This is a genomic window from Methylobacterium sp. J-077, from assembly GCF_022829365.1.
Taxonomy (GTDB): Bacteria; Pseudomonadota; Alphaproteobacteria; order Rhizobiales; family Beijerinckiaceae; genus Methylobacterium.
On the sequence record NZ_JAKSYJ010000119.1, the window covers coordinates 296,230 to 320,748 of the forward strand.

The window sequence follows — 24,519 nt, forward strand, 5'->3', positions numbered from 1 at the left end:
GAGGTGCCAGCATGGCGAGCGTGACCATCTCGTTGCCCGACCCGATGAAGGCCTGGGTGGAGGAACAAGCCGACACGGGCCGCTACGCCAATGCAAGCGACTACGTGCGCGACCTGATCCAGCGCGACCAGGAACGCCTGGCACAAATCGGCGAGCTGCAACGGTTGATCGATGAGGGCCTGGCCAGCGGCATCAGCGGCCGGTCGGAAGACGAGATCCGCCGGCTCGGACGAGAGAGATTGGCGGCCCTCCAGGCCCGATGACCTTTCGGACCACCGCTCAGGCCGATGAGGACATTGCCGAGGCCTACGCGGCGGGCGCGTTGCGCTTCGGCGAGGCCCAGGCCGAGCGCTACCAGGACGGCCTGTTCGACACGTTCCGGATGCTGGCCGCCAATCCTCGGCTGGCGCATGAGCGGCGGGCGTTCGCGCCGCCGATGCGGCTCCATCGCTGCAAGGCCCACATGATCGTCTACGTCGAAGATGAGGCCGGCATCCTGATCGTTCGCATCCTGCATGGCCGGCAGGATTGGGAACGCGCCCTGTCGTGAACGACGATCGCACGTCCCGGCCTGCCGGCGATTGCGGATCGCCCCAGCCCGGCGCATCGTCCGCAACCGGGCAGCCAGGACGATGCTCCTGAACCGAGGAAGGACTTATGAGCGCGCGCGACCATTCCGGCCATGTCGTCGACCAGTTCGGCGCCCAGGCCTCCGCCTACGTGACGAGCGCCGTCCACGCCGCGGGCGCCGATCTCGACCGGATCGGCGCGCTGGTTCGCGCGATGCCGGGCGCGCGGGTGCTCGATCTCGGCTGCGGTGGCGGGCACGTCGCCTTCGCGGCCGCGTCGGCCGGCGCCGCGGTCACGGCCTACGACCTCTCGGCCGAGATGCTGGCGGCGGTCACCGCCGAGGCCGGGCGGCGCGGCCTCGACCGGATCGAGACCCGGCAGGGCGCCGCCGAGACCCTGCCCTTCCCGGATGCCGCCTTCGACGCGGTGCTGACCCGCTACAGCGCCCACCATTGGCGCGACGTCCCGGCCGCCCTGGCGGAGGCGCGGCGCGTGCTGAAGCCGGACGGCCTGCTGGTGGTCTGCGATGCCGTCGCCCCGGAGGAGCCGCTGCTCGATACGCATCTCCAGGCGGTCGAACTGCTGCGCGATCCCTCGCATGTGCGCGACTACCGCGTCTCGGAATGGCGCCGCATGCTGGAGATTGCCGGTTTCGCCCCCGGCGAGGCGCTCGCGAGCCGGCCGCGCATGGACTACGCGAGCTGGATCGCCCGGATGCGGACGCCGGAGGTCAACGCGGCGGCGATCCGCGCCCTGCAGGCCTCGGCGCCCCGGGAGGTGATCGAGCATTTTTCCATCGCGGCCGACGGCAGCTTCCTGCTGGATTCCGTGCTGATCGAGGCGCGCCCGCGCTGAAGCGCGGTCGCAGGCTTGGCCGTTGAACGGTCCGCACTCCGCACCCATCTTCGAGGCCCGTTCCACCAGAGGAAGCCCGGCCCGCCCTGCGGGAGCGCGGCTCTGCAAACCCGCCTGCTCGAGCTCGTCACCGTCGTCCTGCTGATCGCGCTGAACGGCGTCTTCGCTCTCTCGGAGCTGGCGGTGGTCTCGTCGCGCAAGAGCCGCCTGCGCGCCTACGCGGAGGCGCGCCGTCCAGGTGCGAAGGCGGCCCTGGCGCTCGCCGAGGAGCCGGGGCGGTTCCTGTCCACGGTCCAGATCGGCATCACCCTGATCGGGATCCTGTCCGGGGTGGTCTCCGGCGCGGCGCTCGGGGACCGCCTGGCACTGACGCTGATTGATCTCGGCCTGCCCAAGGGCTGGGCCGACACGCTGGGCTACACCCTGGTGATCGGGGTGATCACCTACCTGTCGGTCATCATCGGCGAGCTGGTCCCGAAGCATCTCGCCCTGCGTAACCCGGAGGGTATCGCCTGCGCGGTGGCGCCCGGCATGCGCTACGTCGCCCGGGCCGCCCTGCCGGCGGTGTGGCTGCTCGACGCCTCCACCCGGGCGGTGTTCCGCCTGATCGGCCAGGAGACCGAGAGCGCCAGCGCGGTCACCGAGGAGGAGATCCGCAGCCTCGTGGCCGAGGCCGAGACCGCCGGCGTGATCGAGGGCGGCGAGCGCGCGATGATCTCCGGCGTGCTCCGGCTCGGCGACCGGCTGGTGCGCGGCGTCATGACCCCGCGCACCGAGGTCGTGTGGCTCGATCTTTCGGACGATCCCGAAACCATCCGGGACCGGTTGCTGGCGAGCCCCCATGCCCGCCTGCCGGTGGCGGATGGCGGGCCGGACGCCATGATCGGCGTCGTGCAGGTGCGCGACCTGATCGGCCCGCTCGCGCGCGGCGAGCCCCTCGACCTGCGGGCGCATGTCCGCCGGGCGCCGGTTCTGCCCGATACCCTCGACGCCCTCGATGCCCTGGACGCCCTGCGCAAGGGTCCCGTGCCGATGGCGCTGGTGCATGACGAGTACGGCCATTTCGACGGGCTCGTGACCCCGGCCGACATCCTCGACGCCATCGCGGGCGCGTTCCATTCCGAGAGCCTCGAGCCGGATGCGGTGCGCCGTCCGGACGGCTCCTGGCTGATCGCCGGATCGATGCCCGCCGACGAGATGGCGGACCAACTCGGCCTGCGCCTGCCGCCGTCGCGCGACTACGCCACGGCCGCCGGGCTGGTCATCGCGACGCTCCAGCACCTGCCGGAAACCGGCGAGACCTGCGACATCGCCGGCTGGCGCTTCGAGGTGGTGGATCTCGACGGCCGCCGCATCGACAAGCTGCTGGCGACGCGGCTGGAAGAAGCGGAGGCGGCGTAAGCGCTACGCCGTTTCGCCCGCCAGCCGCCGCGCCGCCCGGTCGCGGCCGATCAGCGGCAGCAGCCCGGCGAGATCCGGCCCGTGTTCCAGGCCGGTCAGCGCGAGGCGCAGCGGCATGAACAGCCCCCTGCCCTTGGCGCCGGTGCGGCTGCGGATCTCGGTGGTCCAGGCCTTCCAGGTCTCGGGGCCGAACGGCTCCGGCGGCAGGGTCTCGCGGGCCGCCGCGATCACGGCCTCCTCGGTGAGCACCGGATCGATCGGGCCGGCCACGACCTGCCACCAGTCCCGCGCTTCCGAGACGCGGCCGAGATTGGGCTGCACCGCCAACCAGAACGCCTCGGCGGCCTCAGCAGGGATGCCGAGTTCGGCCAGGCGCGGGGCGACCTCCGCGTACGGCATGGCGTGGACGAGCCGGGCGTTGAGCCCGTCGAGTTCCGCCGGGTCGAACCGGGCCGGCGCGCGGGAGATCTCGCCGAGATCCACCAGGCTCGCCAGCGTGTCGAGGTCCGGCACCGCCCGCACGGATTCGGCCGAGCCGGTGAGCACCGCCAGCGAGCGCACGGCGGCAGGCTCGTAGCCGGCCTCGCGCAGGCCGCGCAGCGACAGGTGGCCGAGCCGCTTCGACAGCCCCTCTCCGTCCGCAGTGGTGAGCAGGTTGTGATGGGCGAAGATCGGCACGGGGGCGCCGAGAGCCTCGAAGATCTGCACCTGCACGCCGGTGTTGGTGACGTGGTCCTCGCCGCGGATCACGTGGGTGATGCCGAGATCGGCATCGTCGACCACGGAGGGCAGCGTGTAGAGGTAGCTGCCGTCGGCGCGGATCAGCACCGGGTCGGACAACGACGCGCAATCGACATGGGCCGGCCCGCGCACGAGGTCGTCCCAGGTTACCGTCCGCGCGTCCAGGAGGAACCGCCAATGCGGCCGGCGGCCTTCCGCTTCCAGGGCGGCGCGCTCCTCGGCGGTGAGCTGGAGCGCGGCCCGGTCGTAGGTCGGCGGCTGGCCGCGGCCGAGCTGGCGCTTGCGCCGCCGCTCCAGCTCCTCCTGGGTCTCGTAGCAGGGATAGAGCCGCCCGGCCGCGCGCAGCCGCTCGGCGGCGGCGTCGTGCCGGGCCTCGCGCTCGCTCTGCCGGGCGAACAGGTCCGGCTCGATCCCAAGCCAGGCCAGATCCTCCCGGATCGCCGCGGCGAAGGTTTCGGTCGAGCGCTCGGCGTCGGTGTCATCCAGGCGCAGCAGGAATTGGCCGCCCGCCTTGCGCGCGAACAGCGCGTTGAGCAAGGCCGGGCGGGCGTTGCCGATATGCAGGTAGCCGGTGGGCGAGGGAGCGAAGCGGACGAGCGTCATGCTCCGCTCTGTAGCCGATCTGCGCCGGTTTTTGCGCGTCCCTTCGCGCATGGGTGGCGCGAACCGCCTCCATCCATGCCCCAGCGCGCTACCCAGAGCCGGCAAAACCCGTCAGAAGGCCCGCTTGGCGCAGGTTGGGGTGAGCGGGATGGACGAGACGGCCGATATCGTTGTTGTCGGCGGCGGGATGGTCGGGCTGGCCTGCGCCATCGCGCTCAAGGATCGCGGCCTCGACGTGGTCCTGTGCGATCCCGGCGAGGCCCGGGCCCGGACCTCCTACGGCAATGCCGGCGTCGTCAGCCGCGGCTCGATCCTGCCGATGTCGAGCCCGGCCCTGTGGGGCAAGCTCCCGGCCTATCTGTGCAACGCCGACCGGGGCCTGCGCCTGCATTACACCCACCTGCCGCGGATCCTGCCCTACACGGCGCATTTCCTGGCGAGCGCCCGGGCCTCGCGCTGGCGTCGCGCCGCCGCCGCCCTGCTGCCGCTGACGAGCGCCGCCTACCCGGCCCATGAGCGCCTCGCCGCCCGGGCCGGCACCGGCGAGCGGCTGCAGCGGACCGGCTGGCTCAAGGCCTACCGGACCGAGGATTCCTTCAAGGCCGCGGTCCTGGAACGGGAGATCCTTGCGGGCCACGGGGTGGCCTTCGACATTCTCGATACGGCGGGCATCCGCGATCTGGAGCCGGCCCTGGTCCGCCCCTACGCCCGAGCGATGCTACTCACCGAGACCGGCTCGGTGCGCGAGCCCGGCCGCCTGATCGAGGCCTGCGAAGCACTGTTCACCGGTTTGGGCGGACGGCGTCTGCGCGGCAGTGTCGAACGGCTGTCGCCGGAGGCGGACGGATGGCAGGTCGTCCACGAGACCGGGACGGTGCGGGCCAGGCAGGTGGTGCTGGCGGCGGGCGCCGCCTCCGGGGCGATTGCAAAAACCCTGGGCTACCGCTTCGCCGTGGCGGCCGAGCGCGGCTATCATCGTCACTACGCCTTGCACCCGAACAGCCCGCCCCTGACCCGGCCGGTGCTCGATACCGGCGCCGGATCGATCCTGTCGCCGATGGGCGATCACCGGATCCGGGTGCTCTCCGGCGTCGAGCTCAATGCCCGCCACGCCACCCCGGACCACACCCAGATCGAAGCTGCGTCCCGCGAGGCCGCCGAAACCCTGCGGCTGGGCGGCCCCCTCGACAACGAGCCCTGGCTCGGCTCGCGCCCGTCCACCCCCGACGGGATGCCGGTGATCGGACCGGCGCCCCGGCACAAGGGCCTGCTGTTCGCGTTCGGCCACGGCCATATCGGCCTGTCGACGGGGCCGATCACCGGCGAGATCGTTGCCGACCTCGCCACCGGCCGGACCCCGGCGGTCCCTGTGGCGGCCTTCGCACCCGAACGCCTGCTGGGCTGGCCGCGGCTGCTGTAGGCGTCAGCGCCAATCGTAGGGGTTGTAGGGCTCCAGCGCGGCCTGGATCCGCCGCAGGATCTGCGGCTGACGCTGGAGATCGGCCTCGCGGGCGAGCGCCCGCAGGAAGGCCCGGGGGCCGTGTTCGAGGTCCCGCGCCAAGCCGTCATAACGCTCGGCCGGCTCGACATGGGGCGGGTTGACGGTGACGAGGTAATCGAGGCCGCAGGTCGGCGGGTCTATCCCCAGCCGGTAGCAGATCTGCACCCGGGCGAAGGGCTCGCCGGGCCGGCGCACGACCCGGTAGCCGCCGCGCCTGAAGGCGCCGCCGGTGGCGCGCTCGGCATAGGCGAGCGTGCCGTCCACCGTGGCGAGGCTGTCGGTGTGCCGGCTGCGCACGAGGTCGATGGCGGCGCGCTCGGTGGGCAGGAAACGCTGCGCCTGCGCCCCGGACGCGACCGAGGCGGCGAGCAGAGCGAGGGCGAGGCGTCTCACGGCTTCCTCATGCAGACGGCGACCGGCTTCGCGTCCTTGGCGGCCTTGGCGGTCATGTCGAGGCAGCCGACCGTGGACACGCCGTCGGTGACGGTCACGGACGGGACCACCGCCATGCCCTCGCAATAGGCGCCGATCAGTTCCTCGTCACGATGACAGGCCACGTCGAGCCGCACCAGCGTGTTCATGGCCGCCCCCGCCGGCCCGACCGCGCCGGCCGGCCCGCGCTCGCCCGTGGGGCCGCGCTCCCCGGTGGCGCCGTTCAGGCCCGGCGGCCCCTGCGGTCCGGGCGGTCCCTGATCGCCCTTCGGCCCGGGCGGCCCGGCCGGTCCCGGCTTGGGCGCCTCGCAGCCGGCGAGCGCGAGCGCCGCGATCAGCCCGGAGACGATCGCGGCGGTCTTCAGGATTCTCATGGGGTGCTCCGGCCAAGATGCCGCCGACGAAGTGGCGCCGTTCGGCCCAGCGTCAATGGCGGCCCTTCGGGCGCGAGGCCGGGCAATACACTCCGGATACAACCCTCAGTAGAATACGCGCTTATATCTCGATCTGCCTGTTCGGATTAAGCATTTCGCAAACGATTAGTCACACATCACAGCATGTGCTGGTCTTAACGTTGCAGCTCGAGTCCATGACTCACCGATTACCAATAGTACCGCAGACGAAACTTACCTCAGGTTGCCTCTTCGACCGGCTCTGGCGGGATTCGAATGGGGCGGCCGCGGTGGAATTCGCTCTGGTGGCCCTGCCGTTCCTGGCGCTCGTCGGCGCGATCTTCCAGATCGCGTTCCAGATCTGGGCCACGCAGAATTTCGACCGCGCCCTGCAAAACGCGGTCCGGTCGATCTTCACAGGCCAATTTCAGCTCGCCAATGCCGGGCAGACCGATGCCGCCACCCTGCTCGCGTCGCTGAAGACGACGATGTGCGGCAGCGGCAACGCCGTCGTCCCCACGGTCTTCAACTGCCAGAACGTCAAGATCGACGTCGCCACCGCCACCTCGCTCGCCGGCGCCAGCGCATCGACGCCCGTGAACGCCACCACGGGCACGTGGACCACCAATTTCGGCACGAACTACGCCTGCGCGAAGCCCGGCACGATCGTGGTGGTGACCGCGGCGGTGCAGTTCCCGACTTTGTTCAACCTGATGGGGCTCGGCACCAAGAAGTTCACCACCGGCGCCGGGGCCGGGTCCAGCCTGCTCACCTCGACGGCGGTGTTCCGGACCGAGCCCTACCAGATCACCGGGTCGAGCCCGTGCTGAGGCGCCTCAGCCGCAAGGCCGCCCGGCTGCGCCGGGACCGCCGCGCCAGCGCGATCGTGGAATTCGCCGTGATTCTGCCGGTGCTGCTGTCGATCTGGGCCGGCATGACCGAGATCGCCCACGCCATCGACGAGTGGCGCAAGCTGACCCTGCTCGCCCGCACCGTGGCCGACCTGACCGCCCAGGGCGACACCCAGAACCCGATCGGCACGGCGTTGATGAGCGACATCGTCGCCTCCGCCGCCAAGGTGATGCGGCCGTTCGACACGACGAACGTCAAGATCGTCGTCAGCGCCATGGGCGTCGATCTCAAGAATCTGAACCTGTTCCCGCGGGTCTGCTCCAGCGTCGCCAACGGCAACGCCACGGCCCGGGCCACCGGCACCGCCACCGACCTGATCGTCCCCCCGGGCTACCAGACCACGGGCATGCGCTACGTGCTGGCCGAAGTCAGCATCGCCTACACGCCGATGATCGGCAGCGCGCTGGTCAAGCTGGTCAAGGGCGTCGGCAACCAGATCACCTTCTCCACGGCTGTCCCATGGCCGACCCGCGGCGGCACCACCTATGGAACGAACACCTACACCGAAGTCGTCGTGCCCGGCACCACCCAGAAGGCGTGCGATGGCTCGACGCCCTGACCGCGCCCGCCCGCCGGGGCGGTTCGGCTTCGCGCGGGGACGCGGCGGCAACGTCGCGGTCCTGTTCGCGTTCCTGAGCGTGCCGATGCTGATGTTCACCGGCGCGGCGATCGATTACGGCTTCGCGACCCGGCTGGAGACCAAGCTGCAGGCCGCGACCGATGCCACGGCGCTGCTCCTGTGCCAGACGCCGCTCACCACCTCGAACGCCGACCTCAACCTGCTCGCCCAGACGGCGATGACCGGTGCCATGGGAGCGGCCAACCTCGTGGTCGACCCGCTGGTCATCACCAGCAGCCCGCGCCAGATCACCCTGACCGCCCACAAGCTCTCGACGGCGTTCTTCGGCAAGTTCACCGGGACGACCCGCATCAACCCGGGCTCGGCCGCGCAATGCGCAACGCCCCTGCCCAAGACCTTCGAGATCGCGCTGGTCCTCGACAATACCGGATCGATGGCGGAGTCGAGCGGCGGCCAGTCCAAGCTTCAGGCGGTGCAGACCGCGGCCACGAATTTCGTGAACTACGTTTACACCAACGCGGCGTTCTCGTCCGCGACCCGGATCTCGATCGTGCCGTTCGCCGGCGCCGTGGCGGTCGATCCGTCGACTTACCGCTATGCCAGTTGGATCGATCAGAACGGGCAATCCAGCTATCACTGGACCAACGTGCTCACCCTCAACGGGTCCGGCTTCGCGAGCCGGTTCGACATCTTCACCAAGCTTCAAAGCGTCTATTCCGGCTGGGGCTGGGCCGGCTGCCTGGAAGCACTCCCCTACCCGCTCAACGTCCAGGACGGCGCGCCGACAGCTGCGAACAAGGATTCCTACTACGTCCCGCTGTTCTCGCCCGACGAGCCGGGGGATGCCAGCAGCAGCTACAGGGATTTCAGCGATACCACTGGCACCTATCGGTCCTACAACAGCTACATCGACGACGACACCAGTAGCTCCAGCGGCACTTGTCCGATCAAGACTTTGTCATATAACGCCTCGCTCGGTCGGGTTTGCAAATACGCCAGTCCGCGCAACGCGACATCCAACAGCTATCTGGGGATCCCGAACGGGCCGAATTTCGGCTGCACGACGAAGCCGCTTCTGCCCCTGACGAGCGACACGAGCGCCCTCAAGAGCCTGATCAGCAACATGGCGCCCCTGGGCTCGACCAATATCCACGAGGGCTTCATGTGGGGCTGGCGGACACTCTCGCCGAAGAGCGTTTTTGCCAGCGGCGCGACCCCGGCAAGCAGCAGCCCACCCGCGGCTTACGCGTCGACGTCGAGCGCCTCGAATACGACGACGATCAACAAGATCATCATCCTGATGACCGACGGTACGAATAGCTGGGCGGCCAACCCAGGCGCGCCTACCGGATCACTCTACTTTGCCGACGGCTATTTTCAGAATGCCAACGGCACCAACGCGAACGGGCGGATGCCCAGCGGTAATCAGAACGTGTCTGACGGCACCAGCGCCCGCAATGCGCTCGACGCACTGACCGCGACCGCGTGCAACAACGCGAAGACGGTCAACATCTCGATCTACACGATCGGCTTCAGCGTCCCCTCCGATCCGATCGACGCCGCGGGACAGACGCTCCTCAAGAACTGCGCCTCCTCGGCGGGCCAGTTCTTCCTGGCCAACACCTCGGATGACCTGATCAAGGCGTTCCAGCAGATCCAGGCGAGTATCGGCGCCCTGCGGCTGACGCAGTAAGCGCTGCGGTTGGACCATCCGTCAGGTGGGCGGCGATCGAACTCGTCATTACGATCGAGGGAGCCGCCCCCTCAATCGTCGCGATAAACCTTCTCCCGCCTCTCGTGCCGCTCCTGGGCTTCGAGCGACAGGGTCGCGATCGGCCGGGCGTCGAGGCGGCGCAAGGAGATCGGCTCGCCGGTCTCCTCGCAGAAGCCGTAGGAGCCGTCCTCGAGACGGGCGAGCGCCGCGTCGATCTTGCCGGTGAGCTTGCGCTGGCGGTCGCGGGCGCGCAGCTCGATCGCCCGGTCGGTCTCCGAGGAGGCGCGGTCGGCGAGATCGGGATGGTTCTCGTTCTCGCTCTGCAGCGCGACCAGCGTGTCCTGCGCCTCGCGCAGGATATCGCTCTTCCAGCTCAAGAGCTTGCGCCGGAAATATTCGCGCTGCCGGTCGTTCATGAAGGGCTCGTCGTCGGACGGGACGTAGCCGTCCTCCAGCGTCACCTTCGCCATGCGTCACCCTCGCTGGATCATAACCGCCCACCAGGGGATGGCCGGTGCGCGGCGATAACGTGAGGTGCCGTATAGTCGAGGCGCTTAATCGCGACAACGCGCAGCGATGCAGGGCTTGGATGTTGTCTCGAATGCGTGCGCACCTGCGGCAAACAAGCCACGGTCTAGAGCATCCAAGCGAAAGCTGGTCGCCGGCTTTTCTGAAAAGGTGATGCAATTTCAAGGGCCGAGCGCGTCACCCTGTTCCGGTATCCGGGATGGTGCAAGCGGGCTTAGTCCACCGAAACTGTCCGCAAACGTACGATCGCGGCGGCGATCTCCTCGGTCAATGATCGCGCGAGCGGCAGCCGATAGTGGGTCTGGTCGAAGAACAGGTCCGGATTTCCGGCCTCCGGGCGCCTGGCGCGTCCCTCGATGACCGTATTCAGCGGATGCACGGCGAGCGCAGATCGGATTTCGGCCCGGCACGCGGCTTCGGCCGTGGCCCGGGGGCTGCCGGCCGGCGGCTCGGCACGGGCGTAGACCGGCGGGAAGACCAGAACCAGCGCGGTCCTGGGCGGGACCCGCGCCAGCTCGGCGCGCAGCCGATCGGTGATCGGGAACGGGCCGCCGTGATGCGGCTCGGCCTCGGGACCGACGGGCCGTTCGAGCGCCGCCTTCTTGGCCGGGTCGCGGCCGAAGCCCTGGCTGAGATAGTTCGACTCGTAATCCCACCAGCCGTCGGACGCGGCCTGCTTGCGGCGCGGGTTCAGCAGCCAGCCGAGGCGGTTGATCGTCTCCTGCGCGGCGGTGAAGCGCAGAAGGCCCTTGAGATAGTCGGGCCAATCGCCGAGCAGCCAGTACGGAAAGCCGTGCTCGCTCGGAAAGGTCGGATCGTCGGAGCACCAGAACGCGTCGGCCGAGAGCACGATCGCGTCGGGCCGGGGGTGATGCTGGAGATACCAGTCCAGCAGGGCGAACTGCTCGGCCGGGCCGGTCGCCGGCACCGAGAGCTGGACGAAGGGGATGCCGGTGCGCTGGGTGAGCGTCGCCGGATTGATCAGCTGGATGTGGGAATTGCCGATCACCGCGCCGGAATAGGCCGCGTCGCGGCCGCGCAGGGCCGAGGCGGTGCGCGGCCCTTGCGGGCGGACGGCGCCGCGGGACAGCAGGGTCGAGCGGCCGGTCTCATAGGGATCGACCACGACCGCCAGGCCGAGATAGGCCGCGAACAGCCCGGCCATCGCCAGCAGCCAGATGCGGACGAAGCCGCGCCAGGTCCGGTCCTGTGGGGGTTGAGCCAGCGCCATCCTCAAAACTGGAAGTAGATGAACTCGTAATTCGCATCGTCCCCGATCTTCAGGAGGACGACCACGAACAGGAGCGCGAAACCGAAGGCCAGGAGACGGCGGGGCGGCAGGCGATGGACCGCCGCCCAGGCGGTCGGGCCGAGCGTGGCGACCAGGGCCGCCACCGCGATGGTGCGCCACTTGAAGCCCGAGCCATGGGGCGCCAGGCCGAACAGGCCCTTGAAGATCACGAGCGCCGCCTCGAAGCTCGTCGCCCGGAACAGCACCCAGGTCAGCATCACGAACAGGCTGGTGAGCAGCCAGCCGAGGGGCGTCGGAACCGTGATCCGCGCCCGCCGCGCCAGCAACCCGGCGCCGAGGCCCAGCCCGTGCAGGCCGCCCCAGGCCAGGAAGGTCAGCCCCGCCCCGTGCCAGAGGCCGCCGAGCGTCATGGTGGCGGCGAGCGCCCCGACCTGCCGGGACAGGCCGCGGCGGTTCCCGCCCATCGGGATGTAGAGATAGTCGCGCAGGAACCGCGACAGGGTCATGTGCCAGCGCCGCCAGAAATCGCGCGGCGAGGTGGCGCGATAGGGCGCGTCGAAATTCTGCGGCAGGACCAGGCCGAACAGCAGGGCGATGCCGAGCGCCATGTCGGTATAGCCGGAGAAGTCGAAATAGATCTGGAAGGTGAAACCGAGGGTCGCCTGCCACGCCTCGGTGACGGACACGACCTTGCCGGCGGCCGCCGCCTGGAACACCGGGTTCACGTAGGCGGCGAGCGGATCACCCAGAAACACCTTCTTGGCGAGCCCGACCGTGAGCAGCATCAACCCGCGGGCGAAGCGCTCGGCCGCATCGGGCCGCGCGTAGGGCCGCTCGTCGAACTGATGCATGATCTCGCTCCAGCGCACGAGCGGGCCGGCGAGAACCTGCGGGAAGAAGGCGATGTAGAGGGCGTATTTGATCAGCCCGAAGGCCGGCGCCCGGCCGGCCCGCAGGTCGGCGAGATACATGATGTGGTGGAAGGTGAAGAACGAGATGCCGAGCGGCAGGGCCAGTCCGAGCCGCGGCGCCTCCAGCCCCGGGATCAGGTTGGCGAGGTCGGCGAAGAAGTCGAGATACTTGAACAGCCCGAGCAGGCCGAGGTTGGCGGCGATCGCGGCCGGGATCAGCCAGCGCCCCGGCCATCGGCGATACGCCCGGGCGACGCACCAGTTCGCCAGGATCGAGCCGGCGAGCAGCGGCACGAACCGGACATCCCACCAGCCGTAGAACACGAAGGACAGGCCGACGAGCAGCGGCAGCCGCCAGGCCGGCGCCGCGCGCGCCACCAGCGCGTGCAGGATCAGCGCGGCCGGCAGGAAGGCGAGGAGGAAGACGAAGGAGTTGAACAGCATCGGGCGGGGCGGCGCGAAGGGAAAGGATGGGCCGCCGGTCTCTCCGGGCGCGAGGCGCCCGCCTTGTCGGGGATCGCGGCAGGCCCGTCAATCGCGGAGGCTCACGCCGCGCGACGTCCCGCCTCGATGGTCAGGCCCAGCCCCACCGACCCGAACGTGTCGCCCTCCACCACCCGGGCCGCGGGCAGCGCGGCGGTGAGCGCGGCGCGCAGGTGCGGCAGGCCGGTGGAACCGCCGGTGAGGAACATGGCATCGATCCGCTCCGGGCCGAGTTCAGCCTGGGCGAGGCAGCGGGCGATCCGGGCGGCGACCGCCCGGGCGAGGTCGCCGGTCTGCGCCGAGAGGGTGTCACGGCCCACCCGGGCGGTGAGACCGGGCTCGATCAGGCCGAGGTCGAGATCGGTCGTGCCGGCCTCGGAGGCGGCAATCTTGGCGCCCTCCACGGCCCCGGCCAGGGCGTGGCCGCGCTCGCCCTCGACGGCGGCACGCAGGCGCGCGACCAGGTCGGGCTTGGCGCAATCGCGGATCACCTCGTCGATCTCGCGCAGGGTCTTTCCGTTGTAGAGGCGGTTGATCGCCGACCAAGTGGCGAGGTCGTGGTAATAGGCGTTCGGCACCGCGAGGTCGCCGCGCCGCATCGGGCTGCCGAGGCCGAGCAGCGGCATCACCGTGCCGAGACTGAGCTGCCGGTCGAAATCGGTGCCGCCGATGCGCACGCCGTCGTTGGCCAGGATGTCGCCGGCCCGATCCGGGCGGCCCCGCCGCTCGGGCGAGAGGCGGACGATCGAAAAATCCGAGGTGCCGCCGCCGATATCGGCGATCAGCGCGATCTCCTCCGCGCGGACCTGGCGCTCGTAGTCGAGGGCTGCGGCGATCGGCTCATACTGGAACGAGACCTCCCGGAACCCGACGTCCCGGGCGATGTCGCGCAGCGTGTCCTCCGCCCGCCGGTCGGCCTCCGGGTCGCCGTCGACGAAATGGACAGGCCGGCCATGGACCACCGTGTCGAGGGTTTGCCCGCAGGCGGCCTCGGCCCGGGCCTTCACGGCCGAGAGATAGCGGGCGATCACGTCGCGCAGGCGCAGGCGCTCCCGGCCGACCGGGGTCGCCTCGTCCATCAGGGGCGTGCCGAGGACGGATTTCAGCCCGCGCATCAGCCGGCCGGCATGGCCGTCGACATAGGCCGCGGTGGCGGCCCGGCCGATCAGCGGCGGCTCGCCGGGCTCGAAGAAGATCGCGCTGGGGATGGTCCGGTGCGCGCCCTCGAGCGGCAGCAGGGTCGGCCCCGCCGCCGCGAGATGCCCCAGGGTGGTGTTCGACGTGCCGAAATCGAGGCCGCAGGCCGCCATCGTGGTGGGGATCCGGTTTGTTTCGAGGGAGGGCGGCCCCTACAGGGCGGCGGCGCCCGGGTCCAGCGCGGCCGCGGCATTGCAGCCGCGCAGGAAGCGTGGATAGCGCGTCCGGAGCACGCACGGATCCGGTTCCGGCGTGGTATTGAGCGGCCATGCGTTCCGATATCGATCTCGGCCTGACCGGCGGGCAGCCGGCGCTCCTCGACCTCACCGAACTGCTGGCCACGCGGCTCCTGGTCCAGGGCAATTCGGGCTCCGGCAAGTCGCACTTGCTCCGGCGCCTGCTGGAGCAGAGCGCCGGGCTCGTGCAGCAGGCGGTGATCGACCCGGAGGGCGATTTCGCCAGCCTCGCCGACCGCTACGGGCACGTGGTCGTGGAGGCCGACGGCGACGACGTCGCCCTCCAGCGCATCGCCGCAAGGGTGCGCACGCACCGGGTCTCGGTGGTGCTGTCGCTGGAGAATCTCGACGCCGAGGGGCAGATGCGCGCCGCCGCCGCCTTCCTCGGCGGGTTGTTCGACGCCGACCGGGACCACTGGTACCCGATGCTGGTGGCCGTGGACGAGGCGCAGCTCTTCGCCCCCGCGGCGGCTGGCGAGGTCTCGGACGAGGCCCGCCGCCTGTCGCTCGGCGCCATGACCAACCTGATGTGCCGCGGGCGCAAGCGCGGGCTTGCCGGCGTGATCGCCACCCAGCGCCTCGCCAAGCTCGCCAAGAACGTCGCGGCCGAGGCCTCCAATTTTTTGATGGGTCGGACCTTCCTCGACATCGACATGGCCCGCGCCGCCGATCTTCTCGGATTGGAGCGCCGCCAGGCCGAGACCTTTCGAGACCTGCCACGCGGCCATTTCGTCGCGCTCGGCCCGGCTCTGTCCCGGCGCCCGCTCACCATCGCGGTGGGTCCGACCCTGACGGTGAGCCGCAGCTCATCGCCGGTGCTCGTCCCCCTCCCCGACCAGACCGAGGATGCAAGGGCACTGATCCTCACGGCGAGCCCGGCCGACAGCCTGGCGCCGCCGATGCCGCGCCCGAAGCCGCGCCCGGTGGCGGCCCCGGACGTGCTGGTCCAGCTCGCCAGCTACCGGCCTCCGGTTCCGGTGGAAGAGCCCGAGGAGGAGCCGATGGACCCGGAAGCGCGCGAGGCCGCGCTGACCGAGGTCCTAGCCTCGGTCCTGGCGGATGCCGACGCCGCCGCCTGCACGCCGGCGACGCTCTACCAGGATTTCACGGTCCGCTGCCGCATCCGGCGCCTGCGCGGCGACACGATGGGCCTGCCGGAATTCAAGCGCCGGCTCGCGGTCGCCCGGGCCGAGGCCGGCGGCGCGGTCGCCGACAATTCGACCTGGGAGCGGGCGCAGGCGATCGCGGCCGGCCTGCCGGACGACCTCGCCGGGCTGTTTCTGGTGGTCGCCCGCGCGGCGATCGAGGGCGCCCCCTGCCCCACCGACGCGATGCTGGCCGATGCCTACGGCACCAGCTCGGGCGGCCGCGCCCGGCGGATGCTGGCCTATCTCGAGGAGCGCGGCGCGATCGTCACGCGCAAGGACCTGCGCGGTGCGCCGATCATCGCGGTGCCGGATCTCGGCGTGGAGACCGGCCCGGGCGAGCCGCAGATGCTGCCGACCGGTCCGAAGCGGCGGGCCGGGTAGCGATCGTAAAGCGATCCGTCATTGCGAGCGGAGCGAAGCAACCCAGTGTGGCGCGCGATCCCGGGAGGTGGCGTTTCCCTAGGTTGCTTCGCTCCTCTCGCAATGACGGTGGTGCAGCTATGCGCTGCGCCGGCCTTCCAGCTTGGCGAGTTCCACCGCGGCGCGAAGCTCGATCTCGGCCATCAACCCGTCGAGCCGCGGATCCCCCGAGGAAGCCGCGCGCTCGGCCAACCGGCCGGCGATGGCGCGCAGATCCTGCGGAGCGACGCGGCCGCCGAGCATTGCGGCCTTGAGCCGGTCGAGGCCGTCGAGGAGATCGTGGCCGCGCTTGGCCGTGCGGCGGCGACGCTGCTGCGGCGTCTCGGCCTCGCCCTGGAGCAGCAGCACCGCGTCGAGCCCGGCCAGGGTCGCCGCTGCGGCCGGCGCATGGGTGCCCGAAGCGGAAGCCGGGGCCGCGTCGAGGCTGAAGCCGCGACCGCCCTCGACCCGGCCCTTGGCCGCGACGCCACCGGCATTCTGGATCGGCTGGCGAGTCTCGACGCGCATGATGCTGTTCGTGTCGCTCCGGGCGCCCCTGCGCAGGTCCAAACACTCGCGCCGGCAGGGTTAAGCACCGGTAAACAGGCCGGCAGAAGCTGCCGAGTCGGCAGGTTCGGTACCGGTCGATCGTCATCGACGACCGCATACCGGCCGCATAATGATATTTTTCCTCAGAGACTTAACCCGAAAAGCCTTCTGGCACGGGGCTGGCAGGAGACGGGCAGGTCCGTTCACCCTCGAAAAAACCCGGCATGCGCCCGAGCCACCCCTTCAGTCTCATCGGATCGGCCCTCGCCACCCTCGTCGTCGGCGTGCTGTTGCTGGCGACGGCGTCCGGCCCGGCGCTGGCCCTGTCCCGGGTGAAGGACCTCGCCTCGATCGAGGGCGTCCGCCAGAACCAGCTCGTGGGCTACGGCATCGTAGTCGGCCTCAACGGCACCGGCGACACGCTCAACAACATCCCGTTCACCAAGCAGTCGCTGCAGGCGATGCTGGAGCGGCTCGGCGTCAACACGCGGGGCGCAACGATGCGCACCCAGAACCTCGCCGCCGTGATGGTGACCGCGAGCCTCCCGCCGTTTGCCGCGCAGGGCACCCGCATCGACGTGACCGTCTCGTCGCTGGGCGACGCGAAATCCCTTCAGGGCGGCACGCTGCTGGTGACGCCGCTGCTCGGTGCCGACGGCGAGGTCTACGCCCTGGCTCAGGGCTCGGTGGCGATCGCTGGCTTCTCGGCGGAGGGCGACGCCGCCAAGATCACCCGGGGCGTGCCGACCAACGGCCGCATATCCAACGGCGCCAATATCGAGCGCGAGATCGCGTTCAAGCTCAACGACGCGCATGCTTTGCGCCTGTCCCTGCGCAACCCCGACTTCACCACATCCAAGCGGGTCGCGGCAGCGATCAACGACTTCATGGGCGCCGACACGGCCGAGCCGACCGATCCGGCCACCGTGACGATCCAGATCCCGGCCAAGTACAACGGCAACATGATCCGCCTCATCACCGAGGTGGAGCAGCTTAAGGTGGAGCCCGACCAGACCGCCCGGGTCGTGGTCGACGAGCGCTCCGGCATCATCGTGATGGGCCGCGACGTGCGCGTCTCCACGGTGGCGATCGCGCAGGGCAACCTCACGGTCACGATCAGCGAGCAGCCGCAGGTGAGTCAGCCGGCGCCCCTGTCGAACGGGCGCACCACCGTGGTGCCGCGCACGAGCGTGAAGGTCGATACCGGCGACGGCAACAAGCTGGCGCTGGTCAAGGAGGGTGTGAGCCTGCGCGAGCTGGTCGACGGGCTCAACGCCCTGGGCGTCGGCCCCCGCGACCTGATCTCGATCCTCCAGGCGATCAAGACCGCCGGGGCGCTCCAGGCCGATATCGAGCTGATGTGATTGTCGCGTGCATCGTCCCGAAAGGTGGTTGCCGGCTTTCGGAACGAGACGATGCTCCAGGAAGGATCAAGAGGGCTCAACCATGCTGCCACTCGCCAATATCGCGGCCAATGCCGCCGCCAGCGTCGGGAGCGCCATCGCGGGCAGCGTGTCCGAGGGCATCCTCAAGACCGCCAACACAGCCAAGGCGCACAAGACCGCCACCGAGTTCGAATCGATGTTCCTGGAGAACAGCCTCGACCGGATGACCCAGTCGGACGGGACCGAGGGCCCGCTCGGCGAGAACGGCACCGGCGGCGGCGTCTACCGCTCGATGCTGACCAAGGAATACGCGGGACAGATCGTGAAGAGCGGCGGTGTCGGCATCGCCGATTCGGTGTTCCGTGAGATCATGAAGATGCAGGGCGCGGCGAGCGATGGAGCGACGAATGCAAAGGGCTGAGCCACTACGCGTCGCCGACCGGATCACCGCCGAGGCGCTGGTCGGGGGCGTGCTGGCCAACATGGCCGCGCTGGAATCCGTCCTGGCCGAGGAGGCCGCCCATGTCCGGGCCGGGCGGCTGCGCGAGGGGCTCGCGGCGGCCGAGCCGAAAGCAGCGCTCGCCGCAGCCTACATGCAGGGGCTCGAAGTCGCCAAGGCGAACGCCGTGGCGCTGAAGCGCTTCAACCCGGACGGCGTCGAGACCCTGCGGGCCGCCCATCGACGCTTCACCACCGCCGTGGAGGCGAACCAGTCGGTGCTCGACAGCGCGAAATCCGTGTCGGAGGGGCTGATCAAATCCCTGGCGGAGGAGATCGGCCGCGCGCAGATGCCGTCGGGCTATGGCCGGCAGGGCCCGGCCCCCTCGCCGTATGGCCGCGGCGTGCGCAGCGGACCGCTGGTGCTGTCGCGGAATCTTTGACGGCGCAGTCAGCGCCGGCCGTTGCCGATCCGCACGAAGGTGCGGACCTCGCCGAGATCGGTGTCGGCGCGGTTATCGATCGCAAGGCGCCCGGTGATGGCGGGCACGCCCGATGCGTCGATCCCATGGCCGGTCCGCAGATCCGCGCCCGCAGTGACGCGGCCGGAGACGCGGATACAGCTCGCACTGCCCGGCAGGCGCACGAAACCCGGCCCCTTCGACGGACACGGTATCACCGACGGCGTGATCGACGCTCTTTCGAAGTCTCGGGCCTCGGCAGGGCCAAGGCCAAGCGCCGCGGTCATGAGAACCAGGGCGGTCAGGTGCAGACGAGACATCTCAGGCGGCCCGGCGCGCGAGGTCCTCGTACAGCAGATCGATGTAGCGCTCGACCTCGCCGATGAAGCCGTCGAGGTCGGGCTCCAGACACCGCAGCCGCGCCAGATCGCGCAGGAGGATGTCGAGCGCGATGGCGCGGTCGTCAGCCCGGCCATAACCGTCGAGATAGGTGTCGATCGCTTGCTCGCCCATCACGATGGCGCCGATCTGCGCCGTGGAGCCGAGGCGGCGGACCGCGCGGACGGGTTCGGACAGCGCCACGCGGACCTCTCCTCGATCGGGCGATCGCGCAGAACGCGATCGCAACCCGCCCTTCACTGCGAGAAAGCGGCGAGACTAAGGTCGCGGTGCCCGATTAAGGATGTTCCCCGTCTGAAGAGACGTCAACTGATGTAATTGACCAGCGAGAGCTTCGAGAGCGAGGCCGTGACCGAGTAGCTGGCCTGGAGCCGGTTCTGGACGTCGAGCAGCTTGGCGACGACTTCTTCGGTCGGCGCCTGCTCGATCCCGTCGAGGGTGTTCTGGACCGTGGTCTGGGTTGCGGTGTTGGTCGTGGCGGCATTCGAGAGCCGCGTCGAGGCGACGCTCAGTTGCGTGACGGTGTCCTGGACGCTGGGATTGGTCTGGTCGGCAGCGGACAGCAACGCTCCGGCCTTGTCGACCACGGTCTGGTAGGTGGAGCTGGTGTTGGCGTCACTGGTGGTCGGCAGCGCGAACGCCATGGTCGCGAGGCCGGAGAGCACGTTCTGAATCGTCGGGTCGTTGGCGCGTGCGCCGGTGCCGACCTTGCCGGTGGCGCTGACCTGAACCGATTGGCTGTCGAGGGCGGAGGTCGGCTGCGGCGGGTTGGTCGACGTGTCGTAGGTGTTCTCGCCCTGGTACCAGAGCACCGTGTTGGTCGGGGTCGCGGGCGTGTAGCCGATCGGATTCTTGCTCGCATCGTAGACGATGCGCTGAGGCGTGATCCCGGTTCCGGTCGGGCCGCCCTTAGCCGAGCCCGTGAAGAAATCCTGCGTCACCGCCGCCGTGGCGTTCACCGCCAGCGTGCTGGTGGCCGCCCCCTTGAGGGCGTTGGTCAGCGTGGCGGACAGGTTCGTCATCGTATCGGTGACGCTCGCACCGATGGCGAAGCTGGTGGTCGAGGTGGGATCCGCGCTGGTGGCCGCCGTTAGCGTCACGGTCGTGGAGGTGCCGTCGGGCATCTTCAGCGCGAAGCTGACGCTGTCGCCGGCCGCGGGCTGTGCCGCCAAGCTTACGTTGAGGGAGGCCGGTCCGGCGCCCGAGACGGACGCGCTGAGCGCCGTCCCGGTGGTCGTCGGGGTGCCGGTCAGGGTGAAGCCGAACTTGCCCCGAGTCGCGGCGTTCGCTTCCTCGGTCACCTGGACGGAGGTGCTGCTGGGCGATGTCTGCGTCAGGCGGCCGTTGCCGCCCGAGCCCAGCTCCGCGCTGACCCGCTGGTTGACCAGCGTCGTGAGCCCGTCGAGCTTGTTGCCCTGGCTGTCGGTCGTCCCGTTGAGGATCGTGTCCGCGTCGAGCACCGGCTGGGTCGTGGCATCGCGGCCGCCGAACAGATAGCTGCCCGCCGCCGACTGGTTGAGCGTGTCGAGCGCCGTCTGCAGGTTGCTCAGCGCGATCGAGCGGCCCGCGGTGGTGTTGGCCGCGACGCTCTGAAGGCCGTTGTTCAGGGCGGTGCGGGCGCTGGTGCCGAGCGTCGCGACCTGGGTCAGGCTGGTGACGGCGAGGTCGGTCCGGGTCTGGGCGGCGGTGATGCCGGCGCCGTAGCCGTTGAGCGCGCTCAGGGTCGCCTGGGCGGCGAGCGCCGTGGAGCGCCCGGTGCCGAGACCGCCATAGGTCTGCGAGACCTTGCCGCTGGAGAGCTGGTTCGACAGGTCGTTCAGCTGGTTCTTCAGCGTGAGGAGCTGCGAGGTGTTCCGGTTGGAGACGTAGGAACCGGCCGCGAAGGGTGAGATCGTCGTCATGGTCAGATCTGCAGCAGCTGGTTGAGCATGTCGCGCGCGGCGGTCAGCACCCGGGCATTGGCGCCGTAGGCCGTCTGCAGGGCGATCAGGTTCGACATTTCCTGGTCGATATTGACCCCCGCTCCCGCGGAGAACCGGCTCTGCGCGGTCGAGAGCGCGGTCTGCTGGGTGTCGTTGAGCGATGACGCGTTCGAGGCGGCGGAGCCCTGCGAGGCGATCACGTCCTGGGCGAAGCCGACGACGGTCGCCTGGTAGGGCGCCGAGACTCCGCCGATGCCGCTCGACGACGAGAACGTCTGCTGGGCCGAGGTCAGCGCGGTGAAGATCGCCTGCGCGCGGCCGCCCGAGGCGCTCGGATCGGTGGCGCTCGATGCGGTCAGAGCCGCCGTGTTGCCGGAGACCGCCGGATTGACCGCGATCCGCTGGGCGAAGCCGGTGAGTTGCGAGCCGCTGTCGAGCGAGCCGGTGAACAGCTGGGTGACGGGTGGCGGAGCCGCGGAGACGTCGGTGAACAGAGCGATCTGCGGGTAGCCCGTGGTGAGATCGCTCGGCGACGTCGGCAGGGTGATGTTGGCGCTGGCCCCCGAAACCTTGTCCGTGCTGGCCGCCGCCGGCCCGATCGTGACAGAAGCCCCGGTGCCGGTGGCGGTGAGGTTCGGCGCGTTCTTGATGCCGGCGGCCGTCGCCCGGGTGTTGAGCGCCGCCAACGCGGTCTGGATCGCGCTGGCGTAGGTCGAGGGACCGCCGGAGATGTTGAAGGTCTGCGCGAGCCCGCTGGCATCGTCGGTCTGGCTCGGATCGACCCCGGTGGTCGCGGTGTTCGAGGCGACCAGCGTGACGTTGCGGACCGAGCCATCCGCGGCGGTGACCGGGATCGTGAGGCTGTTGCCGGCCTGGATGCCCGTGAGGTCGATCGTCGCCGACGAGCCGGTCACCGTGCCGGTCACGGACTTGTCGGTGAGCGCGCTGGCGAGCCCGCCTGCGAGGTCGTCGAGCTGGCGCTGGGCCTGCGGCAGGATCTGGTCGCGCAGCTCGATTCCGGCGGCGAGACTCCCGGACCGGATGGCGCCGGGCGCCCCGAGATCGACCTTGCCGCCGCCCGGCAGCGTCGCCGTGATCGTGCCGACAGTCCGCTTGGTCGGATCGGTGGAGTAGGTCGAGCTGGGGCTCAGCGTGCCGTGCCCGTCAAAGGTGAGCGTCGCCGCGTTGCCGCGGTCGACCAGGGTCACGCCCGACTGGGTCAGCACCGAGACGGTCCCGTCGCGCTGCGCGACGGTCTGGACGTCCATGTAGCTCGACAGGCTGTTAATCACCTGATCGCGCTGGTCCTGGAGGTCGGCCTGGGACGAGGCGTCGGTGGTGTTCTGGATCTTGGCGTTCAGGCTCGCGATGTTGGACAGCAGGGTGCTGGCGGATTGCGTGTCGGTGCCGAGCTGCGCCTCGACCCCGGTGCGCAAGTTCTGCACCGAGGCGGCGGCGCCGTTGATCTGGCTGGCCAGCGCTGAGGCGTTGCTGACCACGGTGGTGCGGGCGGCTGCCGAGGTCGGGTTGGCGGAGAGTTCCTGCAGCGACTCGGTGAAGGTGTTGAGCGTGCCGTCGAGCGCCGCCGAGCTGCCGGGCGTCCCGTAGAGCGTGTCGAGCTGGGAGACGATATCGGACTTGGTGCTGGTATAGGCGGCTCCCGAGGTCTGGAGCCGCAGCTGCTTCAGCGCGGCGGCGTCGAAGCTGCGGGTGATCGTCCCGACCGCGACACCGGAATTGTTGGTCCCGGTGGCGACCGTCGAGAGCGTCCGCTTGACGTAGCCCGCCGTGCCGGAATTGGCGACGTTCTGCGAAACGACGTTGATCGCCGCCTGCGTCGCCGCAAGCCCGGCGGTCGCGGTGGAAAGCGCGTTCAACGACATCTCACGGCCTCCGCAGTTCGGATCGGATCCTCACTTAGCGGATCACGTTGAGCAGGTCAGACATCATCGTCTGGGCCGTCGACATGACGCGCGTGTTCGCAGAGTAGGCCTGCTGCGTTACGATCATCTTAGAGAACTCGGTCGCAATGTCGGTATTCGACTGCTCAGTGCTGGCGCCCGTGATCGTGCTTCCGTTCAGACCGACGAGGGCGGGCCCGGAATCGGCGGTCTGGAGGTAATTGCCGTTCGAATCGGCCTTCAGCCCGTCGGGATTGGCGAACTGGGCGATCCCCACGGTGGCGAGCCCGAGCACCGAGCCATTCGAGAACGTGCCGTTGATCTTGCCGTCCGTCCCGATCGCGACGCTGGTCAGCGTGCCGGAGCTGTTGCCGTTCTGGGTCAGGGTGTTGGTGGTCACGGCCCCGGACGTGTCGGCGTACTGCGTCAGGCCGGCCGTGCCGACATTCATGGTCATGTTCGAGAAGGTGTAGTCTCCCACCGTCACGTTGCCGAGCGAGACCGGACTCGTAGCGGGCGACGTGAGCTTGCCGGTCGAGTCGAAGGTGAACGCGGTCCCGACATTCTGCCAGGCCGTGGAATTCGCCGAAGCCGAGGGATCGGAGGCGTAATAGAGATTCCAGACGGCCGGCTGCGACGGCGTCGTGGTGGCATCCTGCACCTTCGCCCAGCGCGTGCTCAGGGTGACCGGCGCGCCGGTCTGCGTGTAGGTGGTGAGGGACGGCCCCGCGATGCTGTTGTTCACGAAGGTCCCGGCCCCCGTCGAGGGCACCGAGACGCCGGTCTGGCCGGTCCCGCTGAGGACCACGGCCGCCGGAAGCTGATTGTAGACGTCGGAGCCCGACGTGGTCGACGCGGTTGTGGCCGGCGTCGCCGGAAGGTTGGCCGCATAGGTGATCGAGGTCGTGGGCTGGGCCGGAAGCGACGTGTTCCCGATCTTGAGCAGCCCGGTGCTGGTCGCCTGGCCGGTGACCGGGTCGAGATTCGTGCCGGTCAGGTAGCCGCCGGCACCGTTGACCAGGTAGCCGTCCTTGTCCTGCGAGAAATCGCCCCGGCGCGTGTAGACGTTCGTGCCGCTGAAGGTCGCGGCGCCGTTCGAATCGCCGGTCTTCTGCACCACCGTGAAGAATCCGGTCCCGTTGATCGCCATGTTGGTCGGGACGGTCGAGGCCACGACGTTGCCGGCGATCGTGTTGGTGAGCTGGGACTGGGCCAGGACCGAGCCGGAAACCTCGCGCTTCGGCGTGGTCTCGGACATCATGTCGACGAAGCTGGTGTCGATCCGCTTGAATCCGGTCGTCTGCGAGTTCGCGATGTTCCCGGAGATGTTGCTGATGGCGTAGGACTGCGCCTGCAGTCCGGAGACCGAGGTCTGCAGGGCGGTAAAAAGATCCATGGCATGCGATCCCGATACGCGCCGCACTGGCCCGCAGAATCCAGCGACCGCAACCGCCGTGCCAAAGCTAAGTCCTTGTCAGATCAGACATTGGCCAGAGCCTGCCCGGCAGCACTGACCGACCTGAGGTGCCGACCCGGCAGTTTCTGCCGGACCGGAAACCACGCCGATGTGAACAGGTGGGGCCGGCGCGTTTACGGGGTGTTATCCGGC

25 protein-coding genes are annotated in these 24,519 nt (G+C 69.7%); 12 read left to right on the forward strand and 13 right to left on the reverse strand.

The features are described from left to right. Positions 1-11: 11 nt before the first annotated feature. From MKL11_RS14320 to MKL11_RS14335, 4 genes are all read left to right on the forward strand, one after another. The gene (locus MKL11_RS14320; RefSeq protein WP_243944604.1) at positions 12-263 is read left to right on the forward strand and encodes a type II toxin-antitoxin system ParD family antitoxin; all 252 of its coding nucleotides are present in this window, start codon (positions 12-14) and stop codon (positions 261-263) included. Further along, entirely contained in the window at positions 260-550 is a 291-nt protein-coding gene (locus tag MKL11_RS14325) for a type II toxin-antitoxin system RelE/ParE family toxin (RefSeq protein ID WP_243944606.1), read from the forward strand. The genes MKL11_RS14320 and MKL11_RS14325 overlap by 4 nt, the downstream gene beginning before the upstream one ends. 107 nt (positions 551-657) lie before the next feature. Beyond that, on the forward strand, positions 658-1,425 hold the full coding sequence (locus tag MKL11_RS14330; protein ID WP_243944608.1) for a class I SAM-dependent methyltransferase: 768 nt from the start codon (positions 658-660) through the stop codon (positions 1,423-1,425). A 114-nt stretch (positions 1,426-1,539) separates the two neighbouring features. Next, entirely contained in the window at positions 1,540-2,826 is a 1,287-nt protein-coding gene (locus tag MKL11_RS14335; RefSeq protein WP_243944719.1) for a hemolysin family protein, read from the forward strand. Positions 2,827-2,829: 3 nt separating this feature from the next. Here MKL11_RS14335 and gltX read toward each other — a convergent pair whose 3' ends face one another. Next, positions 2,830-4,170, reverse strand: coding sequence for a glutamate--tRNA ligase (gene gltX, locus MKL11_RS14340; protein WP_243944609.1), 1,341 nt, complete (start codon positions 4,168-4,170; stop codon positions 2,830-2,832). Between the two features lie 148 nt (positions 4,171-4,318). On the opposite strand from gltX, the gene MKL11_RS14345 reads away from it, so the two are divergent. Further along, positions 4,319-5,590 (forward strand): NAD(P)/FAD-dependent oxidoreductase, encoded by a 1,272-nt coding sequence (locus MKL11_RS14345; protein WP_243944610.1) that lies wholly within the window; start codon positions 4,319-4,321, stop codon positions 5,588-5,590. Positions 5,591-5,593: 3 nt separating this feature from the next. On the opposite strand, the gene MKL11_RS14350 is transcribed toward MKL11_RS14345, so the two are convergent. Both MKL11_RS14350 and MKL11_RS33090 read right to left on the reverse strand, forming a co-directional pair. Then, positions 5,594-6,064: a hypothetical protein gene (locus MKL11_RS14350; protein ID WP_243944611.1), complete on the reverse strand. Its 471-nt coding sequence runs from the start codon at positions 6,062-6,064 to the stop codon at positions 5,594-5,596. Beyond that, positions 6,061-6,477: a hypothetical protein gene (locus tag MKL11_RS33090; RefSeq protein ID WP_279600478.1), complete on the reverse strand. Its 417-nt coding sequence runs from the start codon at positions 6,475-6,477 to the stop codon at positions 6,061-6,063. The genes MKL11_RS14350 and MKL11_RS33090 overlap by 4 nt, the downstream gene beginning before the upstream one ends. Before the next feature lie 308 nt (positions 6,478-6,785). Here MKL11_RS33090 and MKL11_RS14360 point away from each other — a divergent pair, with 308 nt between their 5' ends. From MKL11_RS14360 to MKL11_RS14370, 3 genes are read left to right on the forward strand one after another with little or no spacing between them, the layout of a single operon-like run. Continuing rightward, positions 6,786-7,325, forward strand: coding sequence for a TadE/TadG family type IV pilus assembly protein (locus MKL11_RS14360; protein ID WP_243944612.1), 540 nt, complete (start codon positions 6,786-6,788; stop codon positions 7,323-7,325). Beyond that, entirely contained in the window at positions 7,319-7,966 is a 648-nt protein-coding gene (locus tag MKL11_RS14365; RefSeq protein ID WP_243944613.1) for a TadE/TadG family type IV pilus assembly protein, read from the forward strand. Before MKL11_RS14360 ends, MKL11_RS14365 begins: the two co-directional genes overlap by 7 nt. Beyond that, positions 7,950-9,680: a pilus assembly protein gene (locus MKL11_RS14370; protein ID WP_243944614.1), complete on the forward strand. Its 1,731-nt coding sequence runs from the start codon at positions 7,950-7,952 to the stop codon at positions 9,678-9,680. The genes MKL11_RS14365 and MKL11_RS14370 overlap by 17 nt, the downstream gene beginning before the upstream one ends. 71 nt (positions 9,681-9,751) lie before the next feature. Here MKL11_RS14370 and dksA read toward each other — a convergent pair whose 3' ends face one another. The 4 genes from dksA to MKL11_RS14390 all read right to left on the reverse strand — a co-directional run bounded on the left by dksA (position 9,752) and on the right by MKL11_RS14390 (position 14,185). Then, complete coding sequence (dksA, locus tag MKL11_RS14375) at positions 9,752-10,171, reverse strand: RNA polymerase-binding protein DksA (RefSeq protein WP_050733124.1); 420 nt, start codon at positions 10,169-10,171, stop codon at positions 9,752-9,754. 272 nt (positions 10,172-10,443) lie between these two features. After that, positions 10,444-11,460, reverse strand: coding sequence for a hypothetical protein (locus tag MKL11_RS14380; protein ID WP_243944615.1), 1,017 nt, complete (start codon positions 11,458-11,460; stop codon positions 10,444-10,446). A 2-nt stretch (positions 11,461-11,462) separates the two neighbouring features. Beyond that, the gene (locus MKL11_RS14385; RefSeq protein WP_243944616.1) at positions 11,463-12,836 is read right to left on the reverse strand and encodes an MBOAT family O-acyltransferase; all 1,374 of its coding nucleotides are present in this window, start codon (positions 12,834-12,836) and stop codon (positions 11,463-11,465) included. Between the two features lie 101 nt (positions 12,837-12,937). Beyond that, positions 12,938-14,185, reverse strand: a complete 1,248-nt coding sequence (locus MKL11_RS14390; protein ID WP_243944617.1) for an Hsp70 family protein — start codon at positions 14,183-14,185, stop codon at positions 12,938-12,940. 155 nt (positions 14,186-14,340) lie between these two features. Between MKL11_RS14390 and MKL11_RS14395 the strand changes: the two genes are divergently transcribed. Next, positions 14,341-15,837 carry an ATP-binding protein gene (locus MKL11_RS14395; protein ID WP_243944618.1) on the forward strand — a complete coding sequence of 499 codons (1,497 nt, stop codon included), beginning with the start codon at positions 14,341-14,343 and terminating at the stop codon, positions 15,835-15,837. Between the two features lie 117 nt (positions 15,838-15,954). Here the strand turns inward: MKL11_RS14395 and MKL11_RS14400 are convergent, their stop codons facing one another. After that, the gene (locus tag MKL11_RS14400; RefSeq protein WP_243944619.1) at positions 15,955-16,383 is read right to left on the reverse strand and encodes a flagellar assembly protein FliX; all 429 of its coding nucleotides are present in this window, start codon (positions 16,381-16,383) and stop codon (positions 15,955-15,957) included. 245 nt (positions 16,384-16,628) lie between these two features. Between MKL11_RS14400 and MKL11_RS14405 the strand changes: the two genes are divergently transcribed. From MKL11_RS14405 to MKL11_RS14415, 3 genes are all read left to right on the forward strand, one after another. Next, positions 16,629-17,768, forward strand: coding sequence for a flagellar basal body P-ring protein FlgI (locus MKL11_RS14405; protein ID WP_243944620.1), 1,140 nt, complete (start codon positions 16,629-16,631; stop codon positions 17,766-17,768). A gap of 82 nt (positions 17,769-17,850) precedes the next feature. Continuing rightward, positions 17,851-18,210, forward strand: a complete 360-nt coding sequence (locus MKL11_RS14410) for a rod-binding protein (protein ID WP_243944621.1) — start codon at positions 17,851-17,853, stop codon at positions 18,208-18,210. Further along, positions 18,197-18,670 carry a hypothetical protein gene (locus MKL11_RS14415; protein WP_243944622.1) on the forward strand — a complete coding sequence of 158 codons (474 nt, stop codon included), beginning with the start codon at positions 18,197-18,199 and terminating at the stop codon, positions 18,668-18,670. Before MKL11_RS14410 ends, MKL11_RS14415 begins: the two co-directional genes overlap by 14 nt. Positions 18,671-18,678: 8 nt before the next feature. On the opposite strand, the gene MKL11_RS14420 is transcribed toward MKL11_RS14415, so the two are convergent. From MKL11_RS14420 to MKL11_RS14440, 5 genes are all read right to left on the reverse strand, one after another. Beyond that, positions 18,679-18,975, reverse strand: coding sequence for a porin (locus MKL11_RS14420; protein ID WP_243944623.1), 297 nt, complete (start codon positions 18,973-18,975; stop codon positions 18,679-18,681). Positions 18,976-19,009: 34 nt separating this feature from the next. After that, the gene (locus MKL11_RS14425) at positions 19,010-19,270 is read right to left on the reverse strand and encodes a hypothetical protein (protein WP_243944624.1); all 261 of its coding nucleotides are present in this window, start codon (positions 19,268-19,270) and stop codon (positions 19,010-19,012) included. A gap of 122 nt (positions 19,271-19,392) precedes the next feature. Next, positions 19,393-20,988: a flagellin gene (locus MKL11_RS14430; protein WP_243944625.1), complete on the reverse strand. Its 1,596-nt coding sequence runs from the start codon at positions 20,986-20,988 to the stop codon at positions 19,393-19,395. A gap of 2 nt (positions 20,989-20,990) precedes the next feature. Continuing rightward, positions 20,991-22,892: a flagellar hook-associated protein FlgK gene (gene flgK, locus MKL11_RS14435; RefSeq protein ID WP_243944626.1), complete on the reverse strand. Its 1,902-nt coding sequence runs from the start codon at positions 22,890-22,892 to the stop codon at positions 20,991-20,993. A 34-nt stretch (positions 22,893-22,926) separates the two neighbouring features. Continuing rightward, complete coding sequence (locus tag MKL11_RS14440) at positions 22,927-24,306, reverse strand: flagellar hook protein FlgE (RefSeq protein WP_243944627.1); 1,380 nt, start codon at positions 24,304-24,306, stop codon at positions 22,927-22,929. Positions 24,307-24,519 lie beyond the last annotated feature (213 nt).

Bases quoted from the DNA above. Each gene is read 5' to 3' on its own strand.
- MKL11_RS14320 (WP_243944604.1), top strand. From the start codon at position 12: ATGGCGAGCGTGACCATCTCGTTGCCCGACCCGATGAAGGCCTGGGTG.
- MKL11_RS14325 (WP_243944606.1), top strand. From the start codon at position 260: ATGACCTTTCGGACCACCGCTCAGGCCGATGAGGACATTGCCGAGGCC.
- MKL11_RS14330 (WP_243944608.1), top strand. From the start codon at position 658: ATGAGCGCGCGCGACCATTCCGGCCATGTCGTCGACCAGTTCGGCGCC.
- gltX (WP_243944609.1), bottom strand. From the start codon at position 4,170: ATGACGCTCGTCCGCTTCGCTCCCTCGCCCACCGGCTACCTGCATATC.
- MKL11_RS14345 (WP_243944610.1), top strand. From the start codon at position 4,319: ATGGACGAGACGGCCGATATCGTTGTTGTCGGCGGCGGGATGGTCGGG.
- MKL11_RS33090 (WP_279600478.1), bottom strand. From the start codon at position 6,477: ATGAGAATCCTGAAGACCGCCGCGATCGTCTCCGGGCTGATCGCGGCG.
- MKL11_RS14370 (WP_243944614.1), top strand. From the start codon at position 7,950: ATGGCTCGACGCCCTGACCGCGCCCGCCCGCCGGGGCGGTTCGGCTTC.
- dksA (WP_050733124.1), bottom strand. From the start codon at position 10,171: ATGGCGAAGGTGACGCTGGAGGACGGCTACGTCCCGTCCGACGACGAG.
- MKL11_RS14380 (WP_243944615.1), bottom strand. From the start codon at position 11,460: ATGGCGCTGGCTCAACCCCCACAGGACCGGACCTGGCGCGGCTTCGTC.
- MKL11_RS14385 (WP_243944616.1), bottom strand. From the start codon at position 12,836: ATGCTGTTCAACTCCTTCGTCTTCCTCCTCGCCTTCCTGCCGGCCGCG.
- MKL11_RS14390 (WP_243944617.1), bottom strand. From the start codon at position 14,185: ATGGCGGCCTGCGGCCTCGATTTCGGCACGTCGAACACCACCCTGGGG.
- MKL11_RS14395 (WP_243944618.1), top strand. From the start codon at position 14,341: ATGCGTTCCGATATCGATCTCGGCCTGACCGGCGGGCAGCCGGCGCTC.
- MKL11_RS14400 (WP_243944619.1), bottom strand. From the start codon at position 16,383: ATGCGCGTCGAGACTCGCCAGCCGATCCAGAATGCCGGTGGCGTCGCG.
- MKL11_RS14405 (WP_243944620.1), top strand. From the start codon at position 16,629: ATGCGCCCGAGCCACCCCTTCAGTCTCATCGGATCGGCCCTCGCCACC.
- MKL11_RS14410 (WP_243944621.1), top strand. From the start codon at position 17,851: ATGCTGCCACTCGCCAATATCGCGGCCAATGCCGCCGCCAGCGTCGGG.
- MKL11_RS14415 (WP_243944622.1), top strand. From the start codon at position 18,197: ATGCAAAGGGCTGAGCCACTACGCGTCGCCGACCGGATCACCGCCGAG.
- MKL11_RS14420 (WP_243944623.1), bottom strand. From the start codon at position 18,975: ATGACCGCGGCGCTTGGCCTTGGCCCTGCCGAGGCCCGAGACTTCGAA.
- MKL11_RS14430 (WP_243944625.1), bottom strand. From the start codon at position 20,988: ATGACGACGATCTCACCCTTCGCGGCCGGTTCCTACGTCTCCAACCGG.
- flgK (WP_243944626.1), bottom strand. From the start codon at position 22,892: ATGTCGTTGAACGCGCTTTCCACCGCGACCGCCGGGCTTGCGGCGACG.
- MKL11_RS14440 (WP_243944627.1), bottom strand. From the start codon at position 24,306: ATGGATCTTTTTACCGCCCTGCAGACCTCGGTCTCCGGACTGCAGGCG.